The following is a 24,934-nucleotide window of genomic DNA, read 5'->3' as shown; positions in this document are numbered from 1 at the left end:
TCCCACGCATGTCGTGCGTGGGAACCACCGCGTTGGCGTGACCGACGAGCGGTCAGAGGTTCTGCAGGATCTCCCGCATCAGCGAAGCGGTCTCGGACGGCGTCTTGCCGACCTTGACCCCGGCGGCCTCGAGGGCCTCCTTCTTCGCCTGGGCGGTGCCCGAGGAGCCCGACACGATGGCGCCGGCGTGGCCCATGGTCTTGCCCTCCGGAGCGGTGAAGCCCGCGACGTAGCCGACGACCGGCTTCGTGACGTGCTCCTTGATGTACGCCGCGGCGCGCTCCTCGGCGTCTCCACCGATCTCGCCGATCATCACGATCGCCTTGGTCTCGGGGTCGGCCTCGAACGCCGCGAGAGCGTCGATGTGGGTGGTGCCCACGATCGGGTCACCGCCGATGCCGATGGCCGTCGAGAAGCCGTGGTCGCGCAGCTCGAACATCATCTGGTAGGTCAGCGTGCCCGACTTCGACACCAGGCCGACCGGGCCCTTGCCGGCGATCGTGGCCGGCGTGATGCCGGCCAGCGCCTCTCCGGGGGAGATGATGCCGGGGCAGTTCGGCCCGATCATCCGAGTCTGCTTGCCGTCGAGGTAGGCGAACACCTCGGCCGTGTCCTGGACGGGGACGCCCTCGGTGATGACGACCAGCAGGTCGATGCCCGCGTCGATGGCCTCGATGCACGCGTCCTTGGTGAAGGCCGGCGGCACGAAGGCGACCGAGACGTCGGCACCGGTCTCGGCCATCGCCTCCTTGACGGTGCCGAAGACGGGGAGCTCGACGCTCTCACCCTCGGCGTTGACGTGCGTGACCGTGGTGCCGGCCTTGCGGGCGTTGACGCCGCCGACGACCTGGGTCCCCGACTTGAGCATCAGCGCGGTGTGCTTGGTGCCCTCACCGCCGGTGATGCCCTGGACGATGACCTTGGAGTCCTTGTTGAGGTAGATAGACACAGTCAGTCCCTTACGCGTTCGCGAGCTCGGCGGCCTTGTCGGCCGCTCCGTCCATCGTGTCGACCAGCGTCACGAGCGGGTGGTTCCTCTCGTTGAGGATCCGACGACCCTCCTCGACGTTGTTGCCGTCGAGGCGTACGACGAGCGGCTTGGTGGCCTCGTCGCCCAGGATGTCGAGAGCGCCCACGATGCCGTTGGCGACCGCGTCACACGAGGTGATGCCGCCGAAGACGTTCACGAACACGCTCTTGACCTGCTCGTCGTGGAGGATCACGTCGAGGCCGTCGGCCATCACCTGCGCCGAGGCGCCGCCGCCGATGTCGAGGAAGTTGGCGGGCTTGACCCCACCGTGCGCCTCGCCGGCGTAGGCGACCACGTCGAGGGTCGACATGACCAGGCCCGCGCCGTTGCCGATGATGCCCACGGCACCGTCGAGCTTGACGTAGTTGAGGCCCTTGGCCTTCGCCTTGGCCTCGAGGGGGTCGGCCGCGGCCTTGTCCTCAAAGTCGGCGTGCTCGGGGTGACGGAACTCGGCGTTCTCGTCGAGCGAGACCTTGCCGTCGAGCGCCTCGAGCTTGTCGCCCGCGAGACGCGCCAGCGGGTTGACCTCGACCAGCGTGGCGTCCTCCTCGACGAAGACCTTCCACAGGTTCAGGACCGTCTGCACGGCCTGCTCGGTGAGGACCTCGGGGAAGCCCGCCTCGGCGACGATGGAGCGCGCCTTCGCCTCGTCGACGCCGGTGCCCGGGTCGATGGCGATCTGCTTGACGGCGTCGGGGTTGGTCTTCGCGACCTCCTCGATCTCGACACCACCCTCGACGCTCGCGATGCAGAGGTAGCGACGGTTCGCACGGTCGAGCAGGAAGGAGAAGTAGTACTCCTCCTCGATGCTCGCGGCGGGCGCGATCAGGACGCGGTTGACCCGCAGACCCTTGATCTCCATGCCGATGATGTTGGTCGCGTGCTCGAACGCCTCGTCGGGGGTCTTGGCCAGCTTGACGCCGCCGGCCTTCCCTCGGCCACCGGCCTTGACCTGGGCCTTGACCACGCACACACCGAGCTTCTCGGCGGCGGCGCGGGCTTCCTCGGGCGTGTTGGCGACGATGCCGGGAGCACCCGGCACGTCATGCTTGGCGAAGAGCTCCTTCGCCTGATATTCCATCAGGTCCACGATCCACCCAGTCCTTTTTTCAAATCGACAGTCCGGGGATTCCTCCCGCACCCTAGACCTGTCAAGAGGCGAATGCCCACGTCGTCCCAGGCCGAGAAGCCCATCGTGACGCAGCCCACACCCCCGTACGGCGCGCTGCGGCGCTCGTCGTACCGGGTGATCGTTGAGCGATCAGGCGTTGGCGAAGTGCTCCGCGACCCAGCCCGTGATCTCCGTGGTGGGCGCCCCGGGCGTGAACACCTTGGCCACCCCCAGGTCCTCGAGCACGGGGATGTCCTCCTCCGGGATGATCCCGCCGCCGAAGACGACGATGTCGGAGGCGTCCCTCTCGGCGAGCAGCTCGAGCAGCCTCTTGAAGAGCGTCATGTGGGCGCCGGACAGGACGGAGAGGCCGATCAGGTCGGCATCCTCCTGCAGGGCGGTCTCGACGATCTGCTCGGGCGTCTGGTGCAGGCCCGTGTAGATGACCTCGTGACCGGCGTCGCGCAGAGCGCGCGCGACGATCTTGGCCCCACGGTCGTGACCGTCCAGCCCTGGCTTGCCGACGACGATACGAATCATGGGCGCAGGGTATCCGAGATCGTGACCTGCCCCACAGGCGCCGCGAAACTGTCCCGCAGGATGCCGTGGACTGGTTGTGTACAGAGACTCAAGTTCACAGTTTTACTACCGACGATTACTAAGGTCGGTAACGATCCGTTACAGTTCCTAGCCGTCGTCCCATCCCCAACTTTGAGGTCACCTAAACCATGGGCAATCACCGCGCAGAACGCAGCGGCCCGCGCCGCAGCACGTCGGTGACCCCTGAGAGCCTCTCGTCCGCCCCGGTACCCAGCTCCACGCCCGGCAAGCGCAAGGCGGTCAAGCATTCCGCTGCGCGCCGCCCGATGCTGCGTGGCCTGCCCTCGATGCCGGTCCTGGTGGGAGTCGCGGCGATGGCCGTCTCGGCCGGTGGCGCGGTAACGGTCGCCGAGGGTGACCTGCAGGGTGCGAGCACCGAGACCAGCCGGATCAGCGCGGCGAGCGCACTGAGCGGCTCCAGCGAGATCGGCACCGCCAACCTCCTTGCGGCGCGCGAGGCCGCCGTCAGCCGCGACTCGCGTCGCGACGCCCTCGAGGACGTCGCCGACGACGAGCTGCTGCAGATGGCCGAGGCCCAGGCGGAGCAGCGCAACGCGGCCCTGGCACAGTTCGCCAAGCAGGCCGAGAAGCAGGCGGCCAAGATCGCGCTCAACCAGTGGGTCATGCCCGTCGACGGCTACCGCCTGACGAACCGCTTCGGCGACGCCCGCTCCTACTACTCGTCCGGCTACCACACCGGTCTCGACTTCGCCGCCCCGAGCGGGACGCCGATCAAGGCGGTCGCCAACGGCGTCGTCACCGAGGTCGGCTACGACGGCTCCTACGGCAACAAGACCGTGCTGACCCTCGAGGACGGCACCGAGCTCTGGTTCTGCCACCAGACGTCGTACGACGTCTCGGTCGGCGACGTCGTCCGCGCCGGCGAGGTCATCGGCTACGTCGGCAGCACCGGCAACAGCACCGGCCCCCACCTCCACCTCGAGGTGCGCCCCGGCGCCGGCGACCCGGTCGACCCCTACCCGGCCCTCCAGGCCCACGGCCTCACGCCGTGATCTGAGACGCGCCAGCGGATCAGATCGACGGCGGTCGAGCAGCGACCGAGCCCGAGCCTGCGAGGGCTCGACGGAGCCAGTCGAGACCGGCCCACACATAGCCGACGGCCCACCCGCAGTGCGGCTGGTTGCTCGTCAGTCGCCTGCGAAACGCGCCAGCGCCTCCACGAGCAACCGGTCCGTGACCGCCGCTCCCCCGTGCCCCTCCTCCTCGACCACGTGCAGCGTGGCGCGCGGCAGCCGCTGAGCGAGCCGCCAGGCCACCCCGAGCGGAGACGCGATGTCGAGGCGACCGCGGACGAGTACGGCGGGGAGGTCGGCGATCGCGTCCAGACTCCCGCTGATGCCGTCGGGCGGAAGGAACCCGTGGTGGCCGAAGAAGTGGGTGACCAGCCGGGCGAAGCCGAGCCGGAACACCGGGTCGCCGTACCGCTCGCTGGACCGCGGCGGTCCTGACAGCGTGGCGAGCCGCTCCTCCCAGGCGCACCAGGCCCGAGCAGCGCGGTCCTGGAGACCTCGGTCGCCGCTCGTCAGCAGGCGGCTGTACGCCGCGGGCAGGTTGCCACCCGGCACCACGTCCGGAACCAGCTCACGCAGCTTGGCGAACGCCTCGGGGTAGACCTCCCCCATGCTCCAGGTCATCCAGTCGACCTCGTGCCGTGTCGTGGTGGTCACGCCCCACAGCACGAGCTCGCTGACGCGGCTCGGATGAGCGACCGCATAGGCCAGCCCCAGTGTCGAGCCCCAGGAGCCGCCGAACACCAGCCAGCTGTCGACGTCGTGGAGGCGACGCAGGGTCTCCACGTCCTCGATCAGGGCCTGGGTCGTGATCGAGGAGAGATCCGCACCGGGATCGCTCGCGAGCGGCCGGCTACGCCCACAGCCGCGCTGGTCGAAGAGCGTGACGCAGTAGCGGTCCGGATCGAAGTAGGTCCGCCACCACGGCGCAGCGCCCGAGCCCGGACCACCGTGCAGGACGACGGCCGGCTTGCCGCGCGGGTTCCCGACGCGCTCCCAGGCGATTCGGTGCCCGCCGTCGACCTCGGCGACGCCCTGGTCGAAGGGCTCGGCGACCGGGAAGCGCATCGCACGACCCTACAACCGTGATCTTCTGCCGGGTCACGCGAATTGTCTGCCGGGTCAGCGTGATCTTGTGACGGGTCACGCGAATTGTCTGCCGGGTCAGCGTGATCTTGTGACGGGTCAGAGCTTCTCGACGGGGGCGTAGCGGAGCAGGAGTCGCTTGACTCCCTCGGAGCCGAAGTCGACCGAGGCCACCGCCTTGTCCGCGACGCCCTCGACGGAGACCACGGTGCCCATGCCGAAGGTGTCGTGCACGACCCGGTCGCCGGGGTCGAGGGTCGGGATCGGGCGCGACTTCTTCGCCCGGGCGGCGGCGTCGGCGCGGACGGCGGCCGACGAGAAGTTGCGGCGACCGGCCGCCGTGGGGATCCCCAGTCCCGCCGACGCCGGCGAGGAGCTGCCGAGGTCCGAGCGGTTCCAGCTGGTCTGGGCGGCCTCGAGGCGACGCCAGTCGACGAGGTCCACCGGCATCTCGTCGAGGAAGCGCGAGGCCGGGTTGTGAGAGGGCGCCCCCCAAGCGGAGCGCACCACGGCGCGGGAGAGGTAGAGCCGCTCGCGCGCCCGGGTGACGCCGACATAGGCGAGCCGGCGCTCCTCCTCCAGCTCGGTGCGGTCGCCGAGCGAGCGCATGTGCGGGAAGACGCCGTCCTCGAGCCCGGTCAGGAAGACCACCGGGAACTCCAGGCCCTTGGCCGTGTGCAGGGTCATCAGCGTGACCACGCCGGCCGCCTCCGCGTCGGCGTCGGGGATCTGGTCGCTGTCCGCGACCAGCGCCACCCGCTCCAGGAAGTCGCGCAGCGTCACCGCCACCGTGCCCTCCTCGACCTCCTCCGGGTCCGCCGACGGTCCGGCGACCGGGTCGTCGGAGAACTCGCGCGCGACCGCGACGAGCTCGGCGAGGTTCTCGACGCGCGTGTCGTCCTGCGGGTCGTCGGAGGACTCGAGCTCGGCGAGGTAGCCCGAGCGCGCGAGCACGCTCTCCAGCACGACGTCGGCGCGCTCGCCGGCGTCCACCATCGACTGGAGCTCCTCGACCATCGCGACGAAGCCGCGGATCGCGTTGAGCGAGCGGGTGGCGATCCCGGGCGCCCGGTCGGCGCGCCGCAGGGCCTCCCAGTACGTCGTACCCTCCTGCTCGGCGAGCACCTGGACGCACGCCTCGGCGCGGTCGCCGATCCCCCGTTTGGGGGTGTTGAGCACCCGGCGCAGCGAGATCTCGTCGGCCGGGTTGACCAGCATCCGCAGGTAGGCCAGCGCGTCGCGGACCTCGCGGCGCTCGTAGAACCGCACGCCGCCGACGACCTTGTAGGGCTGGCCCGTGCGGATGAAGATCTCCTCGAACACCCGGCTCTGCGCGTTGGTCCGGTAGAACACCGCGACGTCACCGGGGCGCACGCCGGCCTCGTCGGTGAGCTTGTCGATCTCCTCGGAGATGAAGCGCGCCTCGTCGTGCTCGTCGTCGGCCACGTAGCCGACGATCCGCTCGCCGTCGCCCGCGTCGGACCACAGCCGCTTGGGCTTGCGGCCCTGGTTGTGGCCGATCACCTGGTTGGCGGCGTTGAGGATGGTCTGCGTGGAGCGGTAGTTCTGCTCCAGCAGGATCGAGCTGGCGTTGGGGAAGTCCTGCTCGAAGTCGAGGATGTTGCGGATGTTGGCGCCTCGGAAGGCGTAGATCGACTGGTCGGCGTCGCCGACCACCATCAGCTCGCTCGGCTCCACGCGCTGCGGCGCGGACTCGGCGGGCAGCCCGTCGGCATCGACGGCGTGCGCGTCGCCCTCGGGGTCGTTGGCGCACAGCTGGTGGATGAGCGCGTACTGCGCGTGGTTGGTGTCCTGGTACTCGTCGACGAGCACGTGGCGGAAGCGGCGGCGATAGACCTCGCGCACGTCCGGGTGCTCCTGGAGGAGCCGGACCGTCATCATGATCAGGTCGTCGAAGTCCAGCGCGTTGGCCTCGCGCAGCCGGCGCTGATAGACGGCGTAGGCCTTGGCGTAGACCTCCTCGGTCGAGTTGCCCGCGTCCTTGGCGGCGTCCTCGGCGTCCTTGAGCTCGTTCTTGGCGTTGGAGACCCAGTTGAGGATCGAGCGCGGCTGGTAGGCCTTCACGTCGAGGTCGAGGTCCTTGCAGACCAGCGTCATCAGCCGCTTGGAGTCGGCGGCGTCGTAGATCGAGAAGCTCGACTTGTAGCCGAAGCGGTCGATCTCCTTGCGCAGGATCCGCACGCAGGCGGAGTGGAAGGTCGAGACCCACATGATCCGGGCCCGGCGGCCGACGAGGTCCTCGACGCGCTCCTTCATCTCGGCCGCGGCCTTGTTGGTGAAGGTGATCGCGAGGATCGAGCCGGGGTGGGCGTTGCGCTCGGAGATCAGCCAGGCGATCCGGCGGGTGAGCACCCGGGTCTTGCCGGACCCGGCTCCGGCGACGACCAGCAGCGGCGCGCCGGCGTGCACCACGGCGGCGCGCTGGGGGTCGTTGAGCCCCTCCAGCAGCTCCTCGCGCGAGGGGCCGCGACGGGCCTGCTGACCCGTCGCGGACGCCCCTGCTGAGGATGCAGCGGGGGTCTTGGAGGAGGGCTGGAGGTGCTCGAGGCCGGGGATCGCGAAGGGGGTGCTCATCTCGCCGACAAGCCTACGTCGCGCCACCCCCGGCCCCGCAGTTCGCTCAGACCTGGGCGCCGCTCAGACCCCGGTGCCCTCCGTCAGTCGCAGGAACTCCAGGTGCCGCTCGTACTGGTCGAGCACGTCGTCGATCAGCTGGTCCTGGGTGTAGCCCATCACGTCGTAGCCCTGGCCCCCCTCGGTCAGGTGCACCTCGAGACGGGAGTAGACGTCGGTCTTGGCGGGCGCCCAGCCGCCGCCGTACGCGGGCATCGGGACCTGACGGTGCTGGACGCGGTAGCAGAAGGCCCGCTCGTCGTCGCCCTGGCCGGTGCTGAGCTCGACGGCGCGCAGACCGTCCTCGTCGATCGCCTCGACCACCTCGGCCTCGGCGCCCTGCTCGTGCAGCTCCCGGGCCACCTCGGTCAGCGCGGAGAGCACCACGGTGTCGAGGAACTCCAGGGCCCGTGCGCGCGAGGGGAACGACATCATCCGGCGCATCCGCGACTGCCACGACGCGTGCGGCGTGCCGCGGGGGGCGCCGCTGCGCCCCGAGAGGACGCCGGGCAGCGCGCCGGCCCGACTGTCCTGCAGGTGTGCCTCCACCCGCAGCGCCTTGTGCAGCCCCGCCATCACCAGCAGCATCACGAAGGCGAACGGCAGCCCCATGATGATCGTGGCGTTCTGCAGTGCGGTGATGCCGCCCACGCTGAGGATCCCGATGGTGAGCAGGCCGGTCGCGACCGCCCAGAAGATGCGAGGCAGCTTGTCGGCGTCCTGCAGGGGGTCGCTCAGCCGCGAGGAGAGGTTGGCCATCACGAGGGCCCCCGAGTCGGCGGAGGTGACGTAGAACAGCAGACCCACGAACGTGGCGACCGAGGCGATGAAGGTGAAGCCCGGGTACTGCGCCAGCAGGGTGTAGAAGCCCTCCTCCGGATACAGCGAGGCGGCCTCCCCGAAGGTCTGGTTGCCGTTGCGCACGAGGTCGATCGCGGAGTTCCCGAAGATCGAGACCCACATCAGGATGTAGGTGAACGGGATGATCAGCGTGCCGGTCACGAACTGTCGGATCGTGCGCCCACGCGAGATGCGGGCCAGGAACAGGCCGACGAAGGACGCCCAGGCGATCCACCAGGCCCAGAAGAACAGCGTCCAGTAGCTCATCCAGGACCCGGTGTCCTCGTGCGCGAACGTCTGCAGCGTCATGTCGGGGAAGAGCCGGACGAAGTCACCGACGTTGAGCACGACCGCGTTGAGCAGGTAGAGCGTCTTGCCCGTCACCAGGATCCACAGCGCCAGCCCGATCGCGAGCAGCACGTTGAGCTGCGAGAGACGTTTGATGCCCTTGTCCACGCCGCTGACGGCCGAGATGGTGGCCATCACGATCGCCAGCACGATCAGGCCGATCTGAGCAGCAATGCCCTGCGGGAGACCGAAGAGCTGGTTGAGACCGAAGTTGAGCTGGACGACACCGATGCCCAGCGAGGTCGCGACACCGAAGATCGTCCCGATGATGGCCGCCAGGTCGACCGCGTCGCCGATCGGTCCGTCCACGCGGCTGCCCAGGATCGGGCGCAACGACGAGCGGATCGCGAGCGGCAGCCCGAGCCGGTAGGCGAAGTAGGCCAGAGCGAGACCCATCAGCGCATACATCCCCCACCCGCTGATGCCGTAGTGGAAGAGCGTCCACACGGTCGCCTCGCGGGCGGCCTCCACGGTCTCGCCCTCCGTGCTCGGCGGATCGAGGTACTGCGTGACCGGCTCGGCGACGGAGAAGAACATCAGGTCGGTGCCGATGCCGGCGGCGAAGAGCATCGCCGCCCACGAGAAGGTGCTGTACTCCGGCTCCGAGTGCTCCGGGCCGAGCTTGATCTTCCCGTAGCGCGAGGCGCCCAGGAAGATCACGAAGACCAGCACCATCGTGGCGAGCAGCACGTAGAACCAGCCGAAGCCGTCGGCCGCCCAGCCGGCCACCTGCCCGATCCGCTTGTCGGCGCCGTCGGGGTCGAGGATGCACCACAGCGCGATGACGAGGGTCGCGACGGCAGCCCCGAAGAAGACGACCTTGTTGAGCCGTGGCGGCGCCGGCTCGGTGCCCGTCCCGCCCTTCACGGTCGTGATCGGTGCGCTCATGCATGGCCTCCTGAGTGACCGGTCGTGCCGGTTCCGGGCGTGATGGTTCCGGGCGTGATGGTTCCGGGGCCCGCATGGTTGCGGGGATCCCCCTCGGGCCACAGCGGCATCTGCGCGCCGTGGCGGTAGTAGGGCACCTCGAGTGCCGGCAGCATCTCGTTGCCGAGGATCAGGTCGCTCGCGCGCTCGGCGAGCATCATCACCGGCGCATAGATGTTGCCGTTGGTGACGAACGGCATCGCCGAGGCGTCGACCACGCGCAGCCCCTCGACGCCGTGCACGCGCATCGACGAGGGGTCGAGCACGCTCATCTCGTCGGTGCCCATCCGGGCCGTGCACGACGGGTGCAGGGCGGTCTCGGCGTCCTCGGCGACCCAGTCGAGGATCTCCTGGTCGGTCTGCACGGAGGGTCCGGGCGACAGCTCGCCCGCGCTGAACGCCGCGAAGGCCGGCTGCTCGAGGATGTGGCGAGCCGCGCGGACCATCTCGATCCACTCGCGCCGGTCGTTCTCCGTCGAGAGGTAGTTGAACTGCAGGGCCGGGTGCTCGAACGGGTCGGTCGAGCGGATCTTCACGTGACCCCGGACGTCGGAGTACATCGGCCCGATGTGGACCTGGTAGCCGTGCCCGAAGGTCCCCGGCGCGTTGGCGGGCTTCGACCCGTCGTAGCGGATCGCGATCGGCAGGAAGTGGAACATCAGGTTGGGGTAGTCCACCTGCTCGTTGCTGCGGATGAACCCGCCGGCCTCGAAGTGGTTCGAGGCACCCACGCCGCGACGCAGGAACATCCACTCGGCCCCGATCCGCGGCTTGTGCCGGTGCCGCAGCCAGGGCGCGATCGACACCGGCTGCTTGCTGGCGTGCTGGATGTAGACCTCGAGGTGGTCCTGGAGGTTCTCCCCCACGCCCGGCAGGTCGACGAGCGGGTCGACGCCCAGCGCGCGCAGCTCGTCGGCGTTGCCGATGCCCGACAGCTGGAGCAGCTGCGGCGTGTTGATCGCGCCGCCGCACAGGATCACCTCGCCGGCCTCGACGCTGCGGCGCAGCCGGCGCCCACGCAGGTAGTCGACGCCGACGATGCGCGGCGCCCCTCCCGCCGTACGACGCGTGCGCAGGCCGGTGACGTGCGAGAGCGTGTGGACGGTGAGGTTCTTGCGCTGGCGCACGGGGTGCAGGTAGGCCCGCGCCGCGCTCAGCCGGCGGCCGCGGTGCACGTTGCGGTCGAAGGGCGCGAAGCCCTCTTGGCGATAGCCGTTGACGTCGTCGGTCAGCGGGTGGCCGGCCTGCTGGACGGCCTCGAAGAACGCGCCGAACAGGGGGTTGGTGGCCGGTCCCTGCTCGAGCAACAGCGGCCCCGAGCCCCCGCGCCAGGCGTCGGCGCCGGAGGTGCCGTCGGCCAGCAGGCGGCTCTCCATCCGCTTGAAGTAGGGCAGGCAGTGCGCGTAGTCCCACTCCTCCAGGCCGGGCTCGGCCGCCCACCGCTCGTAGTCCAGCGGGTTGCCGCGCTGGAAGATCATCCCGTTGATGCTGGAGGAGCCGCCCAGCACCTTGCCCCGGGCGTGCGCCACCCGGCGTCCGCCCATGTGCGGCTCGGGCTCGGACTCGTAGCGCCAGTCGTAGAGCGGGCTCCCGATCGGGAAGGGCAACGCGGCCGGCATGTGGATGAAGGGGTCGAGCTTGAAGTCGCTGTGCCCGGCCTCGAGCACCAGCACCCGGATGCTCGGGTCGGCGCTGAGCCGGTTGGCGATCACCGACCCGGCCGATCCCCCGCCGACGACGACGTAGTCGTAGCGCTCGGTGCTCATGCCTGGCTCCCGTCGGTCGTGGCCGTGGGGGCCGGCGCTCCGAACCATCCCTGGGGGCCGGGTCGGGTGTTGTGCCAGATGTGCTTGGTCTCGCGGTACTCCTCGAGGCCGGCCAGCCCCAGCTCGCGGCCGACGCCGCTCTGCTTGAAGCCGCCCCACTCCGCCTGGGCGACGTAGGGGTGGTAGTCGTTGATCCAGATCGTGCCGTGCCGCAGCCGCGCCGCGACCCGCTCCGCGCGGCCGGCGTCGCGGGTCCACACGGCCCCGGCGAGACCGAAGATCGTGTCGTTGGCGATCGAGACGGCCGCCTCCTCCAGCCCGTCCGCGTCCGGCGCGCTGAAGGTCTCCACCGTCATCACCGGCCCGAACGACTCGTCCTGCACGCAGGACATGTCGGCCGAGCACTCGTCGAGGATCGTGGGCAGGTAGTAGAACCCCGCGTCGTACGACGCACCCTGCGGCCGCTCGCCGCCGACGCGCAGCACGGCGCCCTCGGCGATCCCCGCGGCGACGTACGCCTCGACCTTGTCGCGGTGGGCCCCGCTGATCAGGGGCCCGGTCTCGGCCGCCTCGTCGAAGGGGCCACCGAGCCGGATCTCGCGGGCCCGGCGGACCAGCTCGTCGACGAACTCGTCGTGGATGGACTCCTCGACGATCAGCCGGGCCCCGGCGGAGCAGACCTGACCGGAGTCGAGGAAGACCGCGGTGAGCGCCATGTCGGCGGCGGCCTCGAGGTCGGCGTCGGCGAAGACGATGTTGGGGTTCTTGCCCCCCAGCTCGAGCGCCACCTTCTTCACAGTGGCGGCGGCCGACGCCATGATCGAGCGGCCGGTGACCAGCCCGCCGGTGAACGACACCAGGTCGACCTCGGGGGCGGTGGTCAGCGCCGGACCGACCCGGGCGCCGGCGCCGAGCACGAGGTTGGCCACGCCGTCGGGGAGCCCCACCTCGCTGAGGGCGCGCATCAGCCAGATCGCGGTGTGCGGGGTGAGCTCGCTGGGCTTCAGCACGAAGGTGTTGCCGGCGGCCAGCGCCGGAGCGACCTTCCAGGACGTCTGCAGCAGCGGGTAGTTCCACGGCGTGATCAGCGAGCAGACGCCGACCGGCTCGTGCACCACGCGGCTCACGACGTCGGGCTGGCCGGTGTCGACGACGCGTCCGGCGTCGGCCTGGGCCAGCGTGGCGTAGTGCCGGAAGACCGACGCGATGTCGTCGACGTCCAACCGGGACTCGACCATCCGCTTGCCGGTGTCGAGCGACTCCAGCCGGGCGACCTCCTCCTTGTCCACCTCCAGCCGGTCGGCCAGGCGGTTCAGGAGAGCGGCGCGCTCGGGGGACGGCGTCCGCGGCCACGGGCCGTTGTCGAACGCCTTGCGGGCGGCGACCACGGCCGCGACCGCATCGGCCTCACCCCCCTCGGAGACGGTCGCGACGAGGCGGCCGTCCGCGGGGCAGTGGATGTCTCGCGTGGCGCCGTCGCCGGCGTCTCGCCAGGCTCCGTCGATGAACAGTTCGGGCATGGTTCCACCTTCCAACCGTGGGGGCCCTCGCTCGGGGTGCGAGAGCCGGGTGCCTGCCGGCCCCGGACGTGGAGGTGGATGACGCGGGCCGCCCCGCTGACAGGGGCGGCCCGCCCACTCACACGTGCGCGGGCGACCAGAAGACGGCGATGGCGATGTTGGCCACCGTGAGCCCCAGCAGGCCCAGGTAGAGGCCGTTGGGGATCCGGGGCTTCTTCAGGTTCGCCATCACCAGGATGAGGATGACCAGGGCGAGGGTGAACTTAACCCCGATCTTGGCGTGGTTGAGGTCACCATCGCCACCCTCGAGGACCCCCACGAGGAGCAGACCGGCCAGGAAGGCCGTCCCGGCGCCGTCGCGCATGGCGCTGTTGACGACCTTCTCCGAGGCGGACATCTGCACGAAGAGGCCACCGAGCAGGGCGGCGAAGCCGAGGATGTGCACGAACAGGAGAATGAGTCGCAGGGTGTCCATGGCCACGCACCCTATCGGGCAGCGGCGCTCAGGAGACGGTCAGGCCTTGCGGCGCGGGGCCCGGCGCCGGGGTCGCGGAGCGGGGCGCACCACGAGCACCGGGCAGGGCGCGTAGTGCTGGACCCGTTGCGCCGTGCTGCCCACGAGCACGGTCTCGCTGACGCCGCGGCCGCCGGCCGCCACCACCACGAGCCCGACGTCGAGCTGACGGGCGGCCTTGATGATCTCGTTGGCCGGCGATCCGCTGCGGGTCCGCTTGTGCACCTTGGGGCCCCACCCGGCGAACTCCTCCGCGATCACGGACAGGGCGCTCTGGGCAGCCTCGCGGAAGCTGCCCACGTGGTGCTCGGCGTCGCCGCGCGCCGGTCCGGAGAGGTCGTCGGCGAAGGCGACCGCGGCGAGCGGCCGGATCACCGCCACCACCGAGATGTCGGTGACCTGGGTGGGGTCCGCGAAGGACTTGAAGTGTCGCGCCGCGGCCAGGGACTGCTGGGAGCCGTCGGTGGCGATGAGCACGTGCATGTCAGGCTCCTGTCGTGGTGGACGGCGTCGACGTCCGGCGGGATGTCGCGATGTGCTGGGCCACGAACAGCGCTCCCCCGAGCGCCAGCAGGCCGGCACACCAGAGCAGGGAGGCCGGGTCGTCCTTGACGACGTAGACCAGCAGCACCACGTTGCCGAGGATGCCGACGTAGAGCAGCGGTGTCCAGGCCCGGTAGGTGTCCTCGCGCTCGCCGGTGCCGCGCAGCTTGAGCGCGGAGATGATCACGAGGGCATAGATGAACAGGGTGAAGACCACCGTCACCAGGGCGAGCCGCTCGACCACGTCGACGCCGACGCCCGCCTCGTTGAGCAGCCAGCCGACGAACAGCAGGCCACAGACGACGACGGCGGCGAAGATCAGCGCGAACCAGGGACTGCGGCGGCTGGCGTGGATGCGACCGAAGACGCCGGGCACGACGTCCTCCTTGGACATCCCGTAGAGGATGCGGGACTGGGTCACGACCGCGACCAGCGTGGTGTTGGTGATCGCGACCATGGCGATCACCGCGAACAGGATCGTCATCACGCCCACGGGCACCGGCAGGATGCCCGCCTTGACCACCTCGAGCAGCGCCGCGTCGCTGTCCGCGAGGGTGCCGATGGGGACGGTGAGCGCGGCGGTCGCTGCGACGAGGACGTAGATCACGCCGGCCGCGACCATCCCGCCGACCAGGGCACGGGGGAAGGTCCGACTGGGGTCGACCGTCTCCTCCGCCACGTTGGCGGCGTTCTCGAAGCCGGTCATCGCGAAGAACGCGAGAGCTACGCCCGCGACGACCGCCCAGACCGGGCTGACGTCGCTGCCGGCGTCGAAGTCGGTGAGGACCCCGAAGTCGGCCTTGCCCTGCGCGACGTACACGATGCCGATCACGAGGATGATCACCAGTCCGGCGATCTCGACGAGCGTCATCACCATGTTGGCGACCACCGACTCGGTGATGCCGATGAAGTTCACGATCGCGAGGAGGACGACGAAGGCCAGCGTGACCAGGAGCGCCGGGGGGAGCTCCCAGATCTCCGCGAAGTACGACGCGAAGCCGGTGGCCAGCGAGCCCGCGGCGGCGAAGCTCGCCGAGAGCATGCAGACGGTGATCAGGAAGGTCAGGGGCCGGTTGCCGAACGCCTTGTTGATGTAGAGCGCGGCGCCGGCGGCCTGGGGATACTTCGTCACCAGCTCCGCGTAGGCGAGGCCGGTGATCGTCGCGACCGTGACGCCCACCGCGAAGGCGATCCAGAAGGCGCCGCCGACCGCGCCGGCGACGAGCCCGATCAGCACGTAGATGCCAGAGCCCAGCACGTCGCCCAGCACGTAGAAGAAGAGCAGGCGGCCGGTGATCCCTCGTTTGAGGTCGCCCTCGTCGAGGTCGTCCGGCTCGGCAGCCCCCTTCGCGAGGCCGACGTCGGCGGGTGAGGAGTCGGCCACGGGGAGTCACCTTCTTGGTAGGTGGACAGGTGTCGGGCTGGATACCCCCTCGTCCACCTGCCGAAACGCCACCGTGGCGAGCCGTCGACGGCTACCGCAGCTCGAGGGCCAGGTGGTCCTCGAGGAGGGAGGGGTTGCTCGGCAGCGGCCTGCAGGCGCCCGTCTCGCAGAATCCCGCCCGCCGGTAGACCCTGGCGGCGGCATGGTTGCTGCGCGTCACCCACAGCGTCAACGTGGTCGCTCCGTCGCGCAGGGCCCAGTGCCGCACCGCAGCGAGGAGCGCCGTTGAAGCGCCTGCTCCCCGGTGCCCGGGGTGGAGCCACATCGCGATGAGCTTGCGCTCCTCCGGGCTGGTCCCGTGCACCCCGGCCGCGATCCCGATCGGAGCCCCGTCCTGGAGAGCGAGGAACGTGGCCGTGTCTCGGCACCACGCGCGCCAGTCAGTCTCCGTGTGCTCGCGCTCTTGCGCGAGCGTCGACCCGAAGGCGCGCGGTGACTCCGCCAGCGCGGCGAGCCGAACAGCCTTGACCCGCTGCCAGTCAGTCTCCTCGGCACGCGCGACCACGAGCCCGTCCTGCGTGGCCCGGTGGCTGGTGGGTGACTCCTCCATGTCCGTGTCCAATGTCCCTGCACCGCCCTACAGTCAGAGCAGCCGACGCTCCGAGGCCCAGCGGGTGAGCTCGTGGCGAGAGGAGAGCTGGAGCTTGCGCAGCACGCTCGACATGTGGGTCTCGACGGTCTTGATCGAGATGAACAGCTCCTTGGCCACCTCCTTGTAGGCGTAGCCGCGCGCGATCAGGCGCATCACCTCGCGCTCACGCTCGGTGAGTCGGTCGAGGTCCTCGTCGACCGCGGCGACCTCGATGGAGCCCGCGAAGGCATCGAGGACGAAGCCGGCCAGCCGCGGGGAGAAGACGGCGTCTCCGTCGGCGACGCGGCGGATCGCGTCGACCAGCTCGGGACCGGTGATGGTCTTGGTGACGTAGCCGCGGGCGCCGCCGCGGATAGTGCCGATCACGTCCTCGGCGGAGTCGCTCACCGACAGCGCCAGGTAGCAGGTGCGCAGGTGACGGGGCGCCAGTCGACGCATCACCTCGACGCCTCCCCCACCGGGCAGATGCACGTCGAGGAGTACGACGTCGGGGTGCTGGTCGGTGATCGCCCGCACCGCCTCGTCCACGTCGGCGGCCTCGGCCACCACGTCCACCGAGCCGCCGATCTCCGTTCGCACTCCCGCTCGGAACATCGCGTGGTCGTCGACCACCACCACCCGGACCTGGCCGGTTCGCTCAGCTGCGGGGGTGGTCATCGGCGTGCTCCTTTGAGGTGGACGTGGAGTAGTCGGGCAGGTGGTAGGCCGGCCCGTCGTAGCCGGTTCCCGAGAAGTCCGGGCCGCGGGGCGGCTCCGGAGCAGGCGGCTCGGGCGCGGCCGGCTCTGATGTGGGCTGCTCCGGGGTGGGCGACTGCGGGGCAGGTCGATCCTCCACCGGCATGTGCAGCCGGACCTCGGTCCCCTCCCCGGGCGCGCTGCGGATCTCACCCGAGCCGCCGTGGCGCTCCATCCGGTCCAGGATGCTGCGCCGCACGCCGTACCGGTCGTCGGGGATGTCCTCGATGGCGAAGCCCGCCCCGCGGTCGCGGACGAACACGTCGACCGCCCCGGGGCCGACCTCCGCATAGACGTCGACGCTGCCGACCCCCGCGTGCTTGGCGGCGTTGGTGACCGCCTCGCGCGACGCCGCCACGATCGGCTGGAGCCGCTCGGTGAGCGCGCAGTCGCCGACGCCCACGACGGTGACCGCGACGCCGTACGCGTCCTCGACCTGGGCGACGACCTCGCGCAGGGCGCCCACCAGCGTCGAGGCGTCCGGGGCCTCGGCGGCATAGAGCCAGGCGCGCAGCTCCCGCTCCTGGGCGCGGGCCAGCCGCGCGACCGTGGGCCCGTCGTCGGCGCTCTTCTGGATCAGGGCGAGTGTCTGCAGCACCGAGTCGTGCAGGTGGGCGGCCACGTCGGCGCGCTCCTGGGTGCGGATCCGCTCCTCGCGCTCGGCGGTGAGGTCGGACGTGAGCCGGAAGATCCAGGGCCCGGCGACCAGGCCCACCCCGAGCACACCCAGTCCGCCGGCGATCAGCACCCCGCGGCCCTGGTCGAGCGATGCCTTGTTGAAGCCGATGATGAACAGCGCCGAGATCACCAGGAGCATGCCGATCGCGACGCGCGCGTAGGCCGCCCAGCCGCCGCTGCCGAAGACGATCCGGACGGGGTCGATGCGCCCCGTGGTGTCGAGCCAGCGCTCGCGCTGGGCCTCGTCGGCCTGGCGCCATAGCAGGGTGAGACCGCCGGCGCCCAGCACCATCGGCCACAGGACCGCGCCGCGACCGAAGGCCGCCTCGATGGCCAGCACCGCGCCGAAGGCGAGCGCGGCGAGGACGACGGCCGGACCCGCGTCGGTGAACCGGGTGGCCCGTCCGGGTCGGCGCCCACCGCGGGTGTGGCTCTCGAGCCCCGGTGCCTGGGCTGTGCGTTCCTGGTCGGCGGGGAGCACGAGCCACAGGCCGGCGTAGAGCACGGCGCCGAACCCGCCGACCCCGCTGAGCAGCACGAACGCGATGCGGATCCAGGCCACCGGCAGGGCCAGGTGGCGGGCGAGTCCGCCGGCCACGCCACCGACGACCGGCTCGCGCATGTCGCGCAGGGCGCGGCGCGGGCCGGTGCGGCCGGGGAACGAGGCTTCGGAGGTCGTCATGACCTCTCCATCGTCACACAGCGCGGTGGTCGCAACCATGAGGACCGACCCCGAGAACCCCCTGACCCGCCACCGATCCGCGCCACCCCGTCTCGGGGTCCGGGGACGGTGAAGACCGGGGGTGTCCCCGATGGTGGACACCGCACCTGACGGAGCAGGCTGGAGCCATGACCAGCACACCCCCCGGAACACCTCCCGGAACCTCCCCCGGCGGCCCCTCCAGCCCCCAGGACGACACCCCCCATGACGGGGGCCCGCGCGTCAGCCGCAACGAGATGCGCGACCTCGCCCGCCTGCGCCGCACCATCGGCCCGGACCGTCAGGTGGCGGGGGTGGCCGGGGGCGTGGCTCGTCATCTGGACATCGACCCGGCCATCGTCCGTGTGGTCTTCGTGGTCCTCGCCTTCTTCGGCGGCTCGGGCGTCCTGCTCTACCTCGCCCTGTGGCTGCTGGTCCCCGAGGACGGCGCCGTCGCCGCGCCGGTGCGGCTCGACGAGGGCGCCCGGACGGCCGGCATCGTCGCGGTCGGCGTCATCTCGCTGCTGATGCTGCTCGGCGACACCTGGGGCCCGTGGGGCGGCGGCTGGTTCCCCTGGCCGCTGGCCCTGGTCGCCGTGGTCGTCGCCTACGTCCTGAGCAAGCGGGACCCGGCCCCGACGAGCGCTCCGCCCTCCTACGGCCCCTCGTACGGCCCGCCGGCCGGCCCCGTCTCGTTCACCAAGGAGGGCCCGGTGGCGTCGCCGTACGCCGCTCCCCCGCCGTACGCCGCTGCCGGCCAGGCGCCGTACACCCGACCGATGATGTACGCGCCTGTCGCTCCGGTGGCGCCGCGCCCCCGCCGTCAGGGACCGATCCTCTTCGGCTGGACGCTGGCCCTGCTCGCCCTCGGTCTCGGGCTGCTCGGCATGGCCGACGTGGGCGGTGCCTCGGTCGCGGACTCGGCCTACCCCGCCCTGGCCCTGGGCTTGATCGGCACGATGCTGCTGATCGGTGCGTGGTTCGGCCGCGCCGGTGGTCTGATCCTGATCGGCCTGATCGCCGCGCTCACCCTGGCCGGCGCGACAGCCGCCGAGGAGTACGACGGGTCGGGGGTCACCGAGCGCCCGCAGTCGGCTGCCGCGGTGAGTGACCGCTACGACGTGTCCATGGGCGAGCTGCGACTCGACCTCTCCGAGGTCTCCGACCCCGCGGCTCTGGTGGGTCGCACGATCGAGGTCGACGGCGGCCTCGCCAAGCTCGAGGTGATCCTGCCCGAGGGGATCGACGTCCAGGTGGAGGCCGTGGTCGACGGTCCCGGCGACATCTCGCTCTTCGGTCAGAGCTTCGACGGCATCGACATCGCGAGGGACTCCTTCCGCCCGGCCGACCCCATCACCCCGGCCCCGTCCGAGGGGGAGCTCGTCCTCGACATCAACCTCGGCGTCGGCGAGATCGTGGTGAGCGAGTGATGAACACCGCCCCGCACCGGATCGCCCCGCAACGTCCTACCCCGCACCGCTCGTTCAGCACAGCACCTTCGGCACCTGGGAGTCAGCGATGAGCACCGAACCGACCAACCGCCCCACGGATCGCTCGTTTGGGCGCCCCACCGGGCGGCACCCCGTGGACGTGGGCCACCTCGTGATGGGCCTGGCCTTCCTGGGCCTGGTCGGGGTGTGGGCCCTCTGGGTCAACGACGCGGTCCCCGGCGACGACCTGCGCTTCCTGCTTCCCCTGCCGTGGGTGCTCGGCGGCGCTGCCGGTCTGCTCGCGATGGCGATCAGCGCCGCGCGACGCAACCGCCGCGGCTCCGAGGCCCCGGTCGCAGCCCCCGCCCCTCACGACACGTACGCCTCCACCCCCTACGACACCGACGACACCGACGACACCGAGGAGATCCGATGAGCACGCAGTTCCCGTCCTCCAACCCCCGTCCCAACCCCTCCGCCGACGGGCCCGATCAGCGCCCCTGGGCCGGACGCCGCCTGGTCCGCCGCAGCGACGACCGGATGATCGCCGGGGTCTGCTCCGGTGTGGCCGACTACCTCGGGGTCGACGTCACCGTGGTCCGGCTGCTGACGGTGCTCGGCGCCGTCCTCGGCCTGGGCAGCATCGTCATCGCCTACCTGGTCGCCTGGGTGGTGCTCCCCGAGGCGTGAGCCTGCCGCACGCCGTACGGCCCTCCGGTCCCCGCACCGGAGGGCCGTCCTGCGTGTGCCTCACCCGTCGACGCCCCGACGTCAGTCGCGGGCGAGCCAGTCCTCGAGGGCGTCCACGACCGTGTCGGGGTGGTCGCTGAAGATGCCGTCGACGCCGGCGTCCAGGAACGCCGTGGCCTCGGCGTAGGCGTCACCCGCGGCGTCCGGATCGGTGCCGCGGCGGAAGTTGCTGGCCATGAAGCGGTTCTCGGCCCGCAGCGTCCAGACGTGCACGAGCAGGTCCTCCGCGTGGGCGTCGTCGACCAGGCTGGTCGGTGCCCCGGTGGCACCGGTGGCGCGGTCGCGGGGCAGTACGAGCGCCTTGTCGGCGCCGATGCCGTCGGCGTACGTCGCGATCTCGGCCAGGCCGGCGGGGCTGGCGAGGTCTGCGTAGGTGCGCCTGTCCCCCGCGGCCACCAAGTCGTACGGCGCGCCGGAGGCGCCGAGCAGCTGGGCGAGCGGGACCTTCGTCATGGTGTCGAGGTCGCGCAGGTTGGCGGTCTCGAAGGACTGCAGGATCACCGGGGACTTCGAGCGGTCGAGCCGGTGCTTGCCCAGCGCCCGCACCAGTGGCTCCTCGAGGGAGAGGCCGATCGAGTCGAAGTAGCTCGGGTGCTTGGTCTCGGGGTAGACGCCGATCGTGCGGCGGGTGCGCCGGGACTCCTCGCGGACCATGCCCAGCACCTCGTCGAGCGTCGGGACCTGGAACCGGCCGTCATAGCGGGTGTTGTCGGGGCGCACCTGCGGCAGGCGCTCCACGGCCCGCAGCGTCCTGAGCTCGGCGAGCGTGAAGTCCTCGGTGAACCAGCCGGTGACGGGCTGCCCGTCGATCGTCTTGGTCGTCCGCCGGCCGGCGAACTCGGGGTGGTCGGCGACGTCGGTGGTGCCGCTGATCTCGTTCTCGTGGCGGGCGACGAGCACCCCGTCCTTGGTCGAGACGAGGTCCGGCTCGATGTAGTCGGCGCCGAGCCTGATGGCGAGCCGGTAGGCCGCGAGCGTGTGCTCGGGGCGGTAGCCGGAGGCTCCGCGGTGTCCGATCACCACGGGCCGGGTCTCGTGCTTGCCGTGCTGACCGGCCTTGCCGTGATGACTGGGCTGGTCGGCGGGGCGGCCTGGCCGATCGTGGCCGGGGGCGGCCTGGGCCGCGGGGATGAGGACGGCGCTCGAGGCGACCACGAGTGCGAGGAGAGAGAGCAGGGGGCGGCGACGCCCGTTCCGAGATGTCATGATCCGCACCCCATCGCGCCCAGGTGGCCGGACGCGGTCCCGCCGGTGAACGGGCGATGAGGTTTCAGGCGGGCACTCGGCAGGCCACTCAGGCGGGGAGCCGGGCCGGTCGGGTCACCGGCCGGGTCCCGCCCACGTCGGCACCGACGAGCACGTCGGGGTGGTCGGTGATCAGCCCGTCCACGCCGGCCGCGGCGAGGATCCGGGCCTCGGCGGCGAGGTCCCCGGGGGCGTCGGGCTCGGTGCCCGAGCGCAGCTCCGTGGCGAGGAATCGGTTCTCCGCGCGCAGCGTCCAGACGTGCACCGCCAGCCGTCGCAGGTGCGCCTCGTGGACCAGCGCAGACGGGGTGAGGCTGGCTCCAGCCCGGTCGCGCGGGACGACCACCTCCTTGTGCGGCCCGATCGCCTCGGCGTACCCGTCGATCCAGGAGAGGCCGGCGGGAGTCATCAGGTCGGCATAGCTGCGGCGGTCGCCGGCGAGCACGAGGTCGACCGGGTGTCGGTCGGGACGGTCCAGCAGCTGCACGAGCGAGACGGTCGTACGGCGGGAGAGCCGGCGCAGCACGGTCGTCTCGAAGGACATCACCGAGACCCCGGAGGCGGGGTGGTCCAGGTGGTAGCGGCGTAGGACGTCGAGCACCAGCTCGTCGAGCGGCAGGCCGAGCGCGTCGTAGTAGGAGGCGTGCTTGAGCTCCAGCATCAGCTCGACGCGGCGTCCTCGTCGCACCGACTCCGCGCGGACCAGGCCGAGCACGTCCTCGAGGGTCGGCACCCCCTGCGTCCCGTCGTACGCCGCGCTCGCGGGCCGCGCGAGCGGGTGGCGCTCGCGAGCACGCAGGGTGCGGAGCTCCGCGTGCGTGAGGTCCTCTACGAACCAGCCGGCGAGCGGGCGCCCGTCGATCATCTTGATGGTGCGCCGGCTCCGGAGCTCAGGGCGGGTGGCCACGTCGGTGGTCGTGCTCAGCTCGCTGTCGTGCCGGGCCACGAGGACGCCGTCGGCGGTGGGGACGAGGTCGAGCTCGAAGCCGTCCGCGCCCATGTCGAGGGCTGCTTGGTAGGCAGCCATGGTGTGCTCGGGTCGATGTCCGCTGGCGCCCCGGTGGGCGACGATGCTGGTCATGGTCACAGAGGAGCACCCGGACCAGTCCCTGCGACGGCCCCGCGGTGGCACCCGCATGGCGCCCAGGTGAATGCTCGATGATGGTCCGATGAGCCTGCCGACGATCGGGACCCTCCACTCCGTTGCCGCCCTCGACCATCCGGAGCTGCTGGCGCCCGCGGTCGCCGCCGCCCTCGCGGGCTGGCCCGACGCCGATGGGGTCGCCGTCGTGGAGATCGACCCCTCGCTCGCCGACACCGCCGCTCTGACCGAGGCCTACGATCTCCCGCTGGCCGCCAGCGCCAACTGCGTGGTGGTGGCCGGCCGCCGCGAGGGCGTCGAGCGAGTCGCCGCGTGCGTCGTACGCGCCGACACCCGCGCCGACGTCAACAACCTCGTCAAGCGCACCCTGGACGTGCGCAAGGCGTCGTTCCTGGCGATGGATCGTGCGGTGGAGGAGACCGGAATGGAGTACGGCGGCATCACCCCGCTGGGCGTGCCCGGCGGATGGCGGGTGCTCGTGGATCCCCGGCTGCTCGACTCCGACGTCGCGGTCCTCGGCTCCGGCCTACGGCGCTCGAAGCTCCTGCTGCCCGGCGAGCTGCTCGGCCGCCTGCCCGGAACGGAGCTGACGGAGGGCTTGGGCATCGGCTGAGCGGGAACCGCACTCGTGTGAACGCTCGCGAGCACGCCGACGATCGTGACGAGACGCCGACCGAGAGACTCGACCGCAACTGGAACGAGCTGCTCCAGGAGATGCGCGTCATGCAGACCGGCGTACAGCTGATCGCCGGCTTCCTGCTGACCCTTCCCTTCCAGGAGCGCTTCGAGGACCTGAACGACTTCCAGCGGGTCCTCTACCTGTGCCTCGTGGTCCAGGCCGGTCTGACCACCATCCTGTTGATCACGCCGATCGCGGTGCACCGGATGGTCTTCGGCCAGCACGTCAAGGAACGTCTGGTGCGCACCGCGCACCGCCTCGTCACGATCGCCCTCGGCGCCATCGCCCTGCTGCTCACCGGCATCGTCACGCTCGTCTTCGACATGGTCATCGACCGGACCGCATCGATGGCCGTGGGCGGCACGATGCTGCTGGCCTGCGTGCTCCTGCTGGGCGTGGTGCCCTACGTCGTCGCCCACGCGAAAGACTCCACCTCCTAGCCTGGCGCGGTGGTAGAGCAGGTTGCCCAGCCCCGTTCGTTGGTCGAGCAGGTTGCGCAGCAACCGCCCCCTCGGTGGTCGAGCAGGTTGCGCAGCAACCGACGTCGAGACCCACCCCCGTAGACACGCCGAAGCCCCCGCCGGATGCTGCCTACGACGGGGTCCGGGGCGGTACAGCTATTCGTCGGGTGGTGGTACGGCGCGGGCCCGATCGCGGGTCACGTCGAGCGTCCCGGTGTGATCGCGCAGGTACTGATAGCCCTGCGGGCTGGTCCAAAGAAACGTGCCGGGCTCGATGACGGTGTAGGACCACGGCGAATGCGTCTTGTGCCGGTGATGCCGGCGACACAACGGCGCCAGATTGCAGGAGCACGTGCTCCCACCGGCGGAGTGCTCTCGAACGTGGTCGCAGTCCGCCCGATGCCCATCAGGCTTGAGCTTCCTGGCGGGCCGGGTGCACCACGGGAACACACAGCTGTGGTTGATCAACGCGATGCGTTCGACGAGCCGGTCGGGGACCTCGTAGGCGCCGACGTGGACGTGGTCCTCGAGATCGATCACCGGCTTCACCACGACCTGGGCATCAGGGCTGGCGCACCAGTCGCGGACCTGATCGACGGACACGAAGGAGCGGGTGTTCTCGACCCGAGCGAGACGGACACGGCCGTCATCAAGGCCCCGAGCGCGCAAGGCGTCGCGGGAGAGGTGGACGTAGAGCACCACCTGACGCGGACGCCGCGTCGTTCCGTGAGTGGGGGCCGCGGCTCCAGGAGCTTCGGCGGAGGATGAGCGCGGTTGATCGGGAGCACCGGGTGAGTCGGATCCACCGCACTGATCAGGTACGGCTTCGTCGCCGGCGTTGGTATTGAGGTCGAACGCCAGCTGGCTGCGGGCCAGGTCCCCGGCGGCCTTCGCCCGGCGGGCACCGAGGGGCTCCTCCGAGCCCAGGGCACGCTGGGCCTCCGCACCCGCTGCCACGGCGGCGTCGAGGTCCATCGCGTCCGCGATGTCGAGCTCGCCTCGGATCTGCATGGTGCCCTCGTAGGAGACCTGGTCGGTGTCCACATCGAAGCAGCGCCCGTCGGCCGCGGCGCGGCGGCGCTGTTCGGCGTCCTCGGGCTGGAACTGGACCCGGGCCTCCTCGATCAGCCGGTCCAGGGCCGCGATGCCGATCTTGTGAGCCACCGAG

The 24,934-nt window shown here is 71.0% G+C and carries 23 protein-coding genes; 6 read left to right on the top strand and 17 right to left on the bottom strand.

Features of this window, described 5'->3' with window-relative positions; translation table 11 throughout:
• Window positions 1-52 precede the first annotated feature (52 nt).
• From sucD to ACYU7L_RS20675, 3 genes are all read right to left on the bottom strand, one after another.
• On the bottom strand, window positions 53-949 hold the full coding sequence (sucD, locus tag ACYU7L_RS20685) for a succinate--CoA ligase subunit alpha (RefSeq protein WP_460800517.1): 897 nt from the start codon (window positions 947-949) through the stop codon (window positions 53-55).
• Window positions 950-959: 10 nt separating this feature from the next.
• Window positions 960-2,120 carry an ADP-forming succinate--CoA ligase subunit beta gene (sucC, locus tag ACYU7L_RS20680; protein ID WP_460800515.1) on the bottom strand — a complete coding sequence of 387 codons (1,161 nt, stop codon included), beginning with the start codon at window positions 2,118-2,120 and terminating at the stop codon, window positions 960-962.
• Window positions 2,121-2,291: 171 nt separating this feature from the next.
• Window positions 2,292-2,681: a cobalamin B12-binding domain-containing protein gene (locus ACYU7L_RS20675; protein WP_460800513.1), complete on the bottom strand. Its 390-nt coding sequence runs from the start codon at window positions 2,679-2,681 to the stop codon at window positions 2,292-2,294.
• Between the two features lie 236 nt (window positions 2,682-2,917).
• Between ACYU7L_RS20675 and ACYU7L_RS20670 the strand changes: the two genes are divergently transcribed.
• The gene (locus ACYU7L_RS20670; protein WP_460800511.1) at window positions 2,918-3,754 is read left to right on the top strand and encodes a M23 family metallopeptidase; all 837 of its coding nucleotides are present in this window, start codon (window positions 2,918-2,920) and stop codon (window positions 3,752-3,754) included.
• 135 nt (window positions 3,755-3,889) lie between these two features.
• On the opposite strand, the gene pip is transcribed toward ACYU7L_RS20670, so the two are convergent.
• The 11 genes from pip to ACYU7L_RS20615 all read right to left on the bottom strand — a co-directional run bounded on the left by pip (window position 3,890) and on the right by ACYU7L_RS20615 (window position 18,081).
• Window positions 3,890-4,840, bottom strand: a complete 951-nt coding sequence (gene pip / locus ACYU7L_RS20665; protein ID WP_460800509.1) for a prolyl aminopeptidase — start codon at window positions 4,838-4,840, stop codon at window positions 3,890-3,892.
• 117 nt (window positions 4,841-4,957) lie between these two features.
• Window positions 4,958-7,453, bottom strand: a complete 2,496-nt coding sequence (gene pcrA, locus ACYU7L_RS20660) for a DNA helicase PcrA (RefSeq protein WP_460800507.1) — start codon at window positions 7,451-7,453, stop codon at window positions 4,958-4,960.
• 63 nt (window positions 7,454-7,516) lie between these two features.
• Window positions 7,517-9,568, bottom strand: coding sequence for a choline BCCT transporter BetT (betT, locus tag ACYU7L_RS20655; RefSeq protein ID WP_460800505.1), 2,052 nt, complete (start codon window positions 9,566-9,568; stop codon window positions 7,517-7,519).
• Complete coding sequence (gene betA / locus ACYU7L_RS20650) at window positions 9,565-11,373, bottom strand: choline dehydrogenase (RefSeq protein ID WP_460800503.1); 1,809 nt, start codon at window positions 11,371-11,373, stop codon at window positions 9,565-9,567. The genes betT and betA overlap by 4 nt, the downstream gene beginning before the upstream one ends.
• A complete protein-coding gene (locus tag ACYU7L_RS20645) occupies window positions 11,370-12,893 on the bottom strand; it encodes an aldehyde dehydrogenase family protein (protein WP_460800501.1) in 1,524 nt (507 codons plus the stop codon). Before ACYU7L_RS20645 ends, betA begins: the two co-directional genes overlap by 4 nt.
• A gap of 118 nt (window positions 12,894-13,011) precedes the next feature.
• Window positions 13,012-13,368 carry a hypothetical protein gene (locus tag ACYU7L_RS20640; protein ID WP_460800499.1) on the bottom strand — a complete coding sequence of 119 codons (357 nt, stop codon included), beginning with the start codon at window positions 13,366-13,368 and terminating at the stop codon, window positions 13,012-13,014.
• Between the two features lie 39 nt (window positions 13,369-13,407).
• A complete protein-coding gene (locus tag ACYU7L_RS20635) occupies window positions 13,408-13,890 on the bottom strand; it encodes a universal stress protein (protein ID WP_460800497.1) in 483 nt (160 codons plus the stop codon).
• A 1-nt stretch (window position 13,891) separates the two neighbouring features.
• A complete protein-coding gene (locus ACYU7L_RS20630; protein WP_460800495.1) occupies window positions 13,892-15,334 on the bottom strand; it encodes an APC family permease in 1,443 nt (480 codons plus the stop codon).
• Window positions 15,335-15,425: 91 nt separating this feature from the next.
• On the bottom strand, window positions 15,426-15,944 hold the full coding sequence (locus tag ACYU7L_RS20625; RefSeq protein ID WP_460800493.1) for a GNAT family N-acetyltransferase: 519 nt from the start codon (window positions 15,942-15,944) through the stop codon (window positions 15,426-15,428).
• Between the two features lie 33 nt (window positions 15,945-15,977).
• A complete protein-coding gene (locus ACYU7L_RS20620) occupies window positions 15,978-16,643 on the bottom strand; it encodes a response regulator (RefSeq protein WP_460800490.1) in 666 nt (221 codons plus the stop codon).
• Window positions 16,624-18,081 (bottom strand): ATP-binding protein, encoded by a 1,458-nt coding sequence (locus ACYU7L_RS20615; protein WP_460800488.1) that lies wholly within the window; start codon window positions 18,079-18,081, stop codon window positions 16,624-16,626. Before ACYU7L_RS20615 ends, ACYU7L_RS20620 begins: the two co-directional genes overlap by 20 nt.
• A 167-nt stretch (window positions 18,082-18,248) precedes the next feature.
• Between ACYU7L_RS20615 and ACYU7L_RS20610 the strand changes: the two genes are divergently transcribed.
• The 3 genes from ACYU7L_RS20610 to ACYU7L_RS20600 all read left to right on the top strand — a co-directional run bounded on the left by ACYU7L_RS20610 (window position 18,249) and on the right by ACYU7L_RS20600 (window position 20,219).
• A complete protein-coding gene (locus ACYU7L_RS20610) occupies window positions 18,249-19,529 on the top strand; it encodes a PspC domain-containing protein (protein ID WP_460800487.1) in 1,281 nt (426 codons plus the stop codon).
• 88 nt (window positions 19,530-19,617) lie between these two features.
• Complete coding sequence (locus tag ACYU7L_RS20605) at window positions 19,618-19,965, top strand: hypothetical protein (RefSeq protein ID WP_460800485.1); 348 nt, start codon at window positions 19,618-19,620, stop codon at window positions 19,963-19,965.
• Window positions 19,962-20,219: a PspC domain-containing protein gene (locus ACYU7L_RS20600; protein WP_460800484.1), complete on the top strand. Its 258-nt coding sequence runs from the start codon at window positions 19,962-19,964 to the stop codon at window positions 20,217-20,219. Before ACYU7L_RS20605 ends, ACYU7L_RS20600 begins: the two co-directional genes overlap by 4 nt.
• 81 nt (window positions 20,220-20,300) lie before the next feature.
• On the opposite strand, the gene ACYU7L_RS20595 is transcribed toward ACYU7L_RS20600, so the two are convergent.
• Window positions 20,301-21,485 carry a glycerophosphodiester phosphodiesterase gene (locus ACYU7L_RS20595; protein WP_460800483.1) on the bottom strand — a complete coding sequence of 395 codons (1,185 nt, stop codon included), beginning with the start codon at window positions 21,483-21,485 and terminating at the stop codon, window positions 20,301-20,303.
• A gap of 88 nt (window positions 21,486-21,573) precedes the next feature.
• Window positions 21,574-22,605, bottom strand: a complete 1,032-nt coding sequence (locus ACYU7L_RS20590; protein ID WP_460800481.1) for a glycerophosphodiester phosphodiesterase family protein — start codon at window positions 22,603-22,605, stop codon at window positions 21,574-21,576.
• Window positions 22,606-22,693: 88 nt separating this feature from the next.
• Between ACYU7L_RS20590 and ACYU7L_RS20585 the strand changes: the two genes are divergently transcribed.
• Both ACYU7L_RS20585 and ACYU7L_RS20580 read left to right on the top strand, forming a co-directional pair.
• Complete coding sequence (locus ACYU7L_RS20585) at window positions 22,694-23,239, top strand: YbaK/EbsC family protein (protein ID WP_460800479.1); 546 nt, start codon at window positions 22,694-22,696, stop codon at window positions 23,237-23,239.
• A gap of 17 nt (window positions 23,240-23,256) precedes the next feature.
• Window positions 23,257-23,745, top strand: a complete 489-nt coding sequence (locus ACYU7L_RS20580) for a DUF6328 family protein (RefSeq protein ID WP_460800478.1) — start codon at window positions 23,257-23,259, stop codon at window positions 23,743-23,745.
• 177 nt (window positions 23,746-23,922) lie between these two features.
• Here the strand turns inward: ACYU7L_RS20580 and ACYU7L_RS20575 are convergent.
• Window positions 23,923-24,934, bottom strand: a 1,012-nt coding sequence (locus ACYU7L_RS20575; protein ID WP_460800477.1) for an HNH endonuclease, incomplete at its 5' end; no start/stop codon positions are given.

This window comes from Nocardioides pacificus (assembly GCF_054775955.1).
Note: the sequence above shows the minus strand (reverse complement) of the source record. Positions and strands in the feature narration are given on the sequence as shown.

What these genes read in the sequence shown, in the direction of transcription:
- betA (WP_460800503.1), bottom strand. Translation starts at nt 11,373, where the DNA reads ATGAGCACCGAGCGCTACGACTACGTCGTCGTCGGCGGGGGATCGGCC.
- ACYU7L_RS20585 (WP_460800479.1), top strand. Translation starts at nt 22,694, where the DNA reads ATGAGCCTGCCGACGATCGGGACCCTCCACTCCGTTGCCGCCCTCGAC.
- ACYU7L_RS20625 (WP_460800493.1), bottom strand. Translation starts at nt 15,944, where the DNA reads ATGGAGGAGTCACCCACCAGCCACCGGGCCACGCAGGACGGGCTCGTG.
- ACYU7L_RS20600 (WP_460800484.1), top strand. Translation starts at nt 19,962, where the DNA reads ATGAGCACGCAGTTCCCGTCCTCCAACCCCCGTCCCAACCCCTCCGCC.
- ACYU7L_RS20675 (WP_460800513.1), bottom strand. Translation starts at nt 2,681, where the DNA reads ATGATTCGTATCGTCGTCGGCAAGCCAGGGCTGGACGGTCACGACCGT.
- ACYU7L_RS20615 (WP_460800488.1), bottom strand. Translation starts at nt 18,081, where the DNA reads ATGACGACCTCCGAAGCCTCGTTCCCCGGCCGCACCGGCCCGCGCCGC.
- ACYU7L_RS20610 (WP_460800487.1), top strand. Translation starts at nt 18,249, where the DNA reads ATGACCAGCACACCCCCCGGAACACCTCCCGGAACCTCCCCCGGCGGC.
- ACYU7L_RS20595 (WP_460800483.1), bottom strand. Translation starts at nt 21,485, where the DNA reads ATGACATCTCGGAACGGGCGTCGCCGCCCCCTGCTCTCTCTCCTCGCA.
- ACYU7L_RS20620 (WP_460800490.1), bottom strand. Translation starts at nt 16,643, where the DNA reads ATGACCACCCCCGCAGCTGAGCGAACCGGCCAGGTCCGGGTGGTGGTG.
- ACYU7L_RS20645 (WP_460800501.1), bottom strand. Translation starts at nt 12,893, where the DNA reads ATGCCCGAACTGTTCATCGACGGAGCCTGGCGAGACGCCGGCGACGGC.
- betT (WP_460800505.1), bottom strand. Translation starts at nt 9,568, where the DNA reads ATGAGCGCACCGATCACGACCGTGAAGGGCGGGACGGGCACCGAGCCG.
- ACYU7L_RS20635 (WP_460800497.1), bottom strand. Translation starts at nt 13,890, where the DNA reads ATGCACGTGCTCATCGCCACCGACGGCTCCCAGCAGTCCCTGGCCGCG.
- pip (WP_460800509.1), bottom strand. Translation starts at nt 4,840, where the DNA reads ATGCGCTTCCCGGTCGCCGAGCCCTTCGACCAGGGCGTCGCCGAGGTC.
- pcrA (WP_460800507.1), bottom strand. Translation starts at nt 7,453, where the DNA reads ATGAGCACCCCCTTCGCGATCCCCGGCCTCGAGCACCTCCAGCCCTCC.
- ACYU7L_RS20590 (WP_460800481.1), bottom strand. Translation starts at nt 22,605, where the DNA reads ATGACCAGCATCGTCGCCCACCGGGGCGCCAGCGGACATCGACCCGAG.
- ACYU7L_RS20605 (WP_460800485.1), top strand. Translation starts at nt 19,618, where the DNA reads ATGAGCACCGAACCGACCAACCGCCCCACGGATCGCTCGTTTGGGCGC.
- ACYU7L_RS20640 (WP_460800499.1), bottom strand. Translation starts at nt 13,368, where the DNA reads ATGGACACCCTGCGACTCATTCTCCTGTTCGTGCACATCCTCGGCTTC.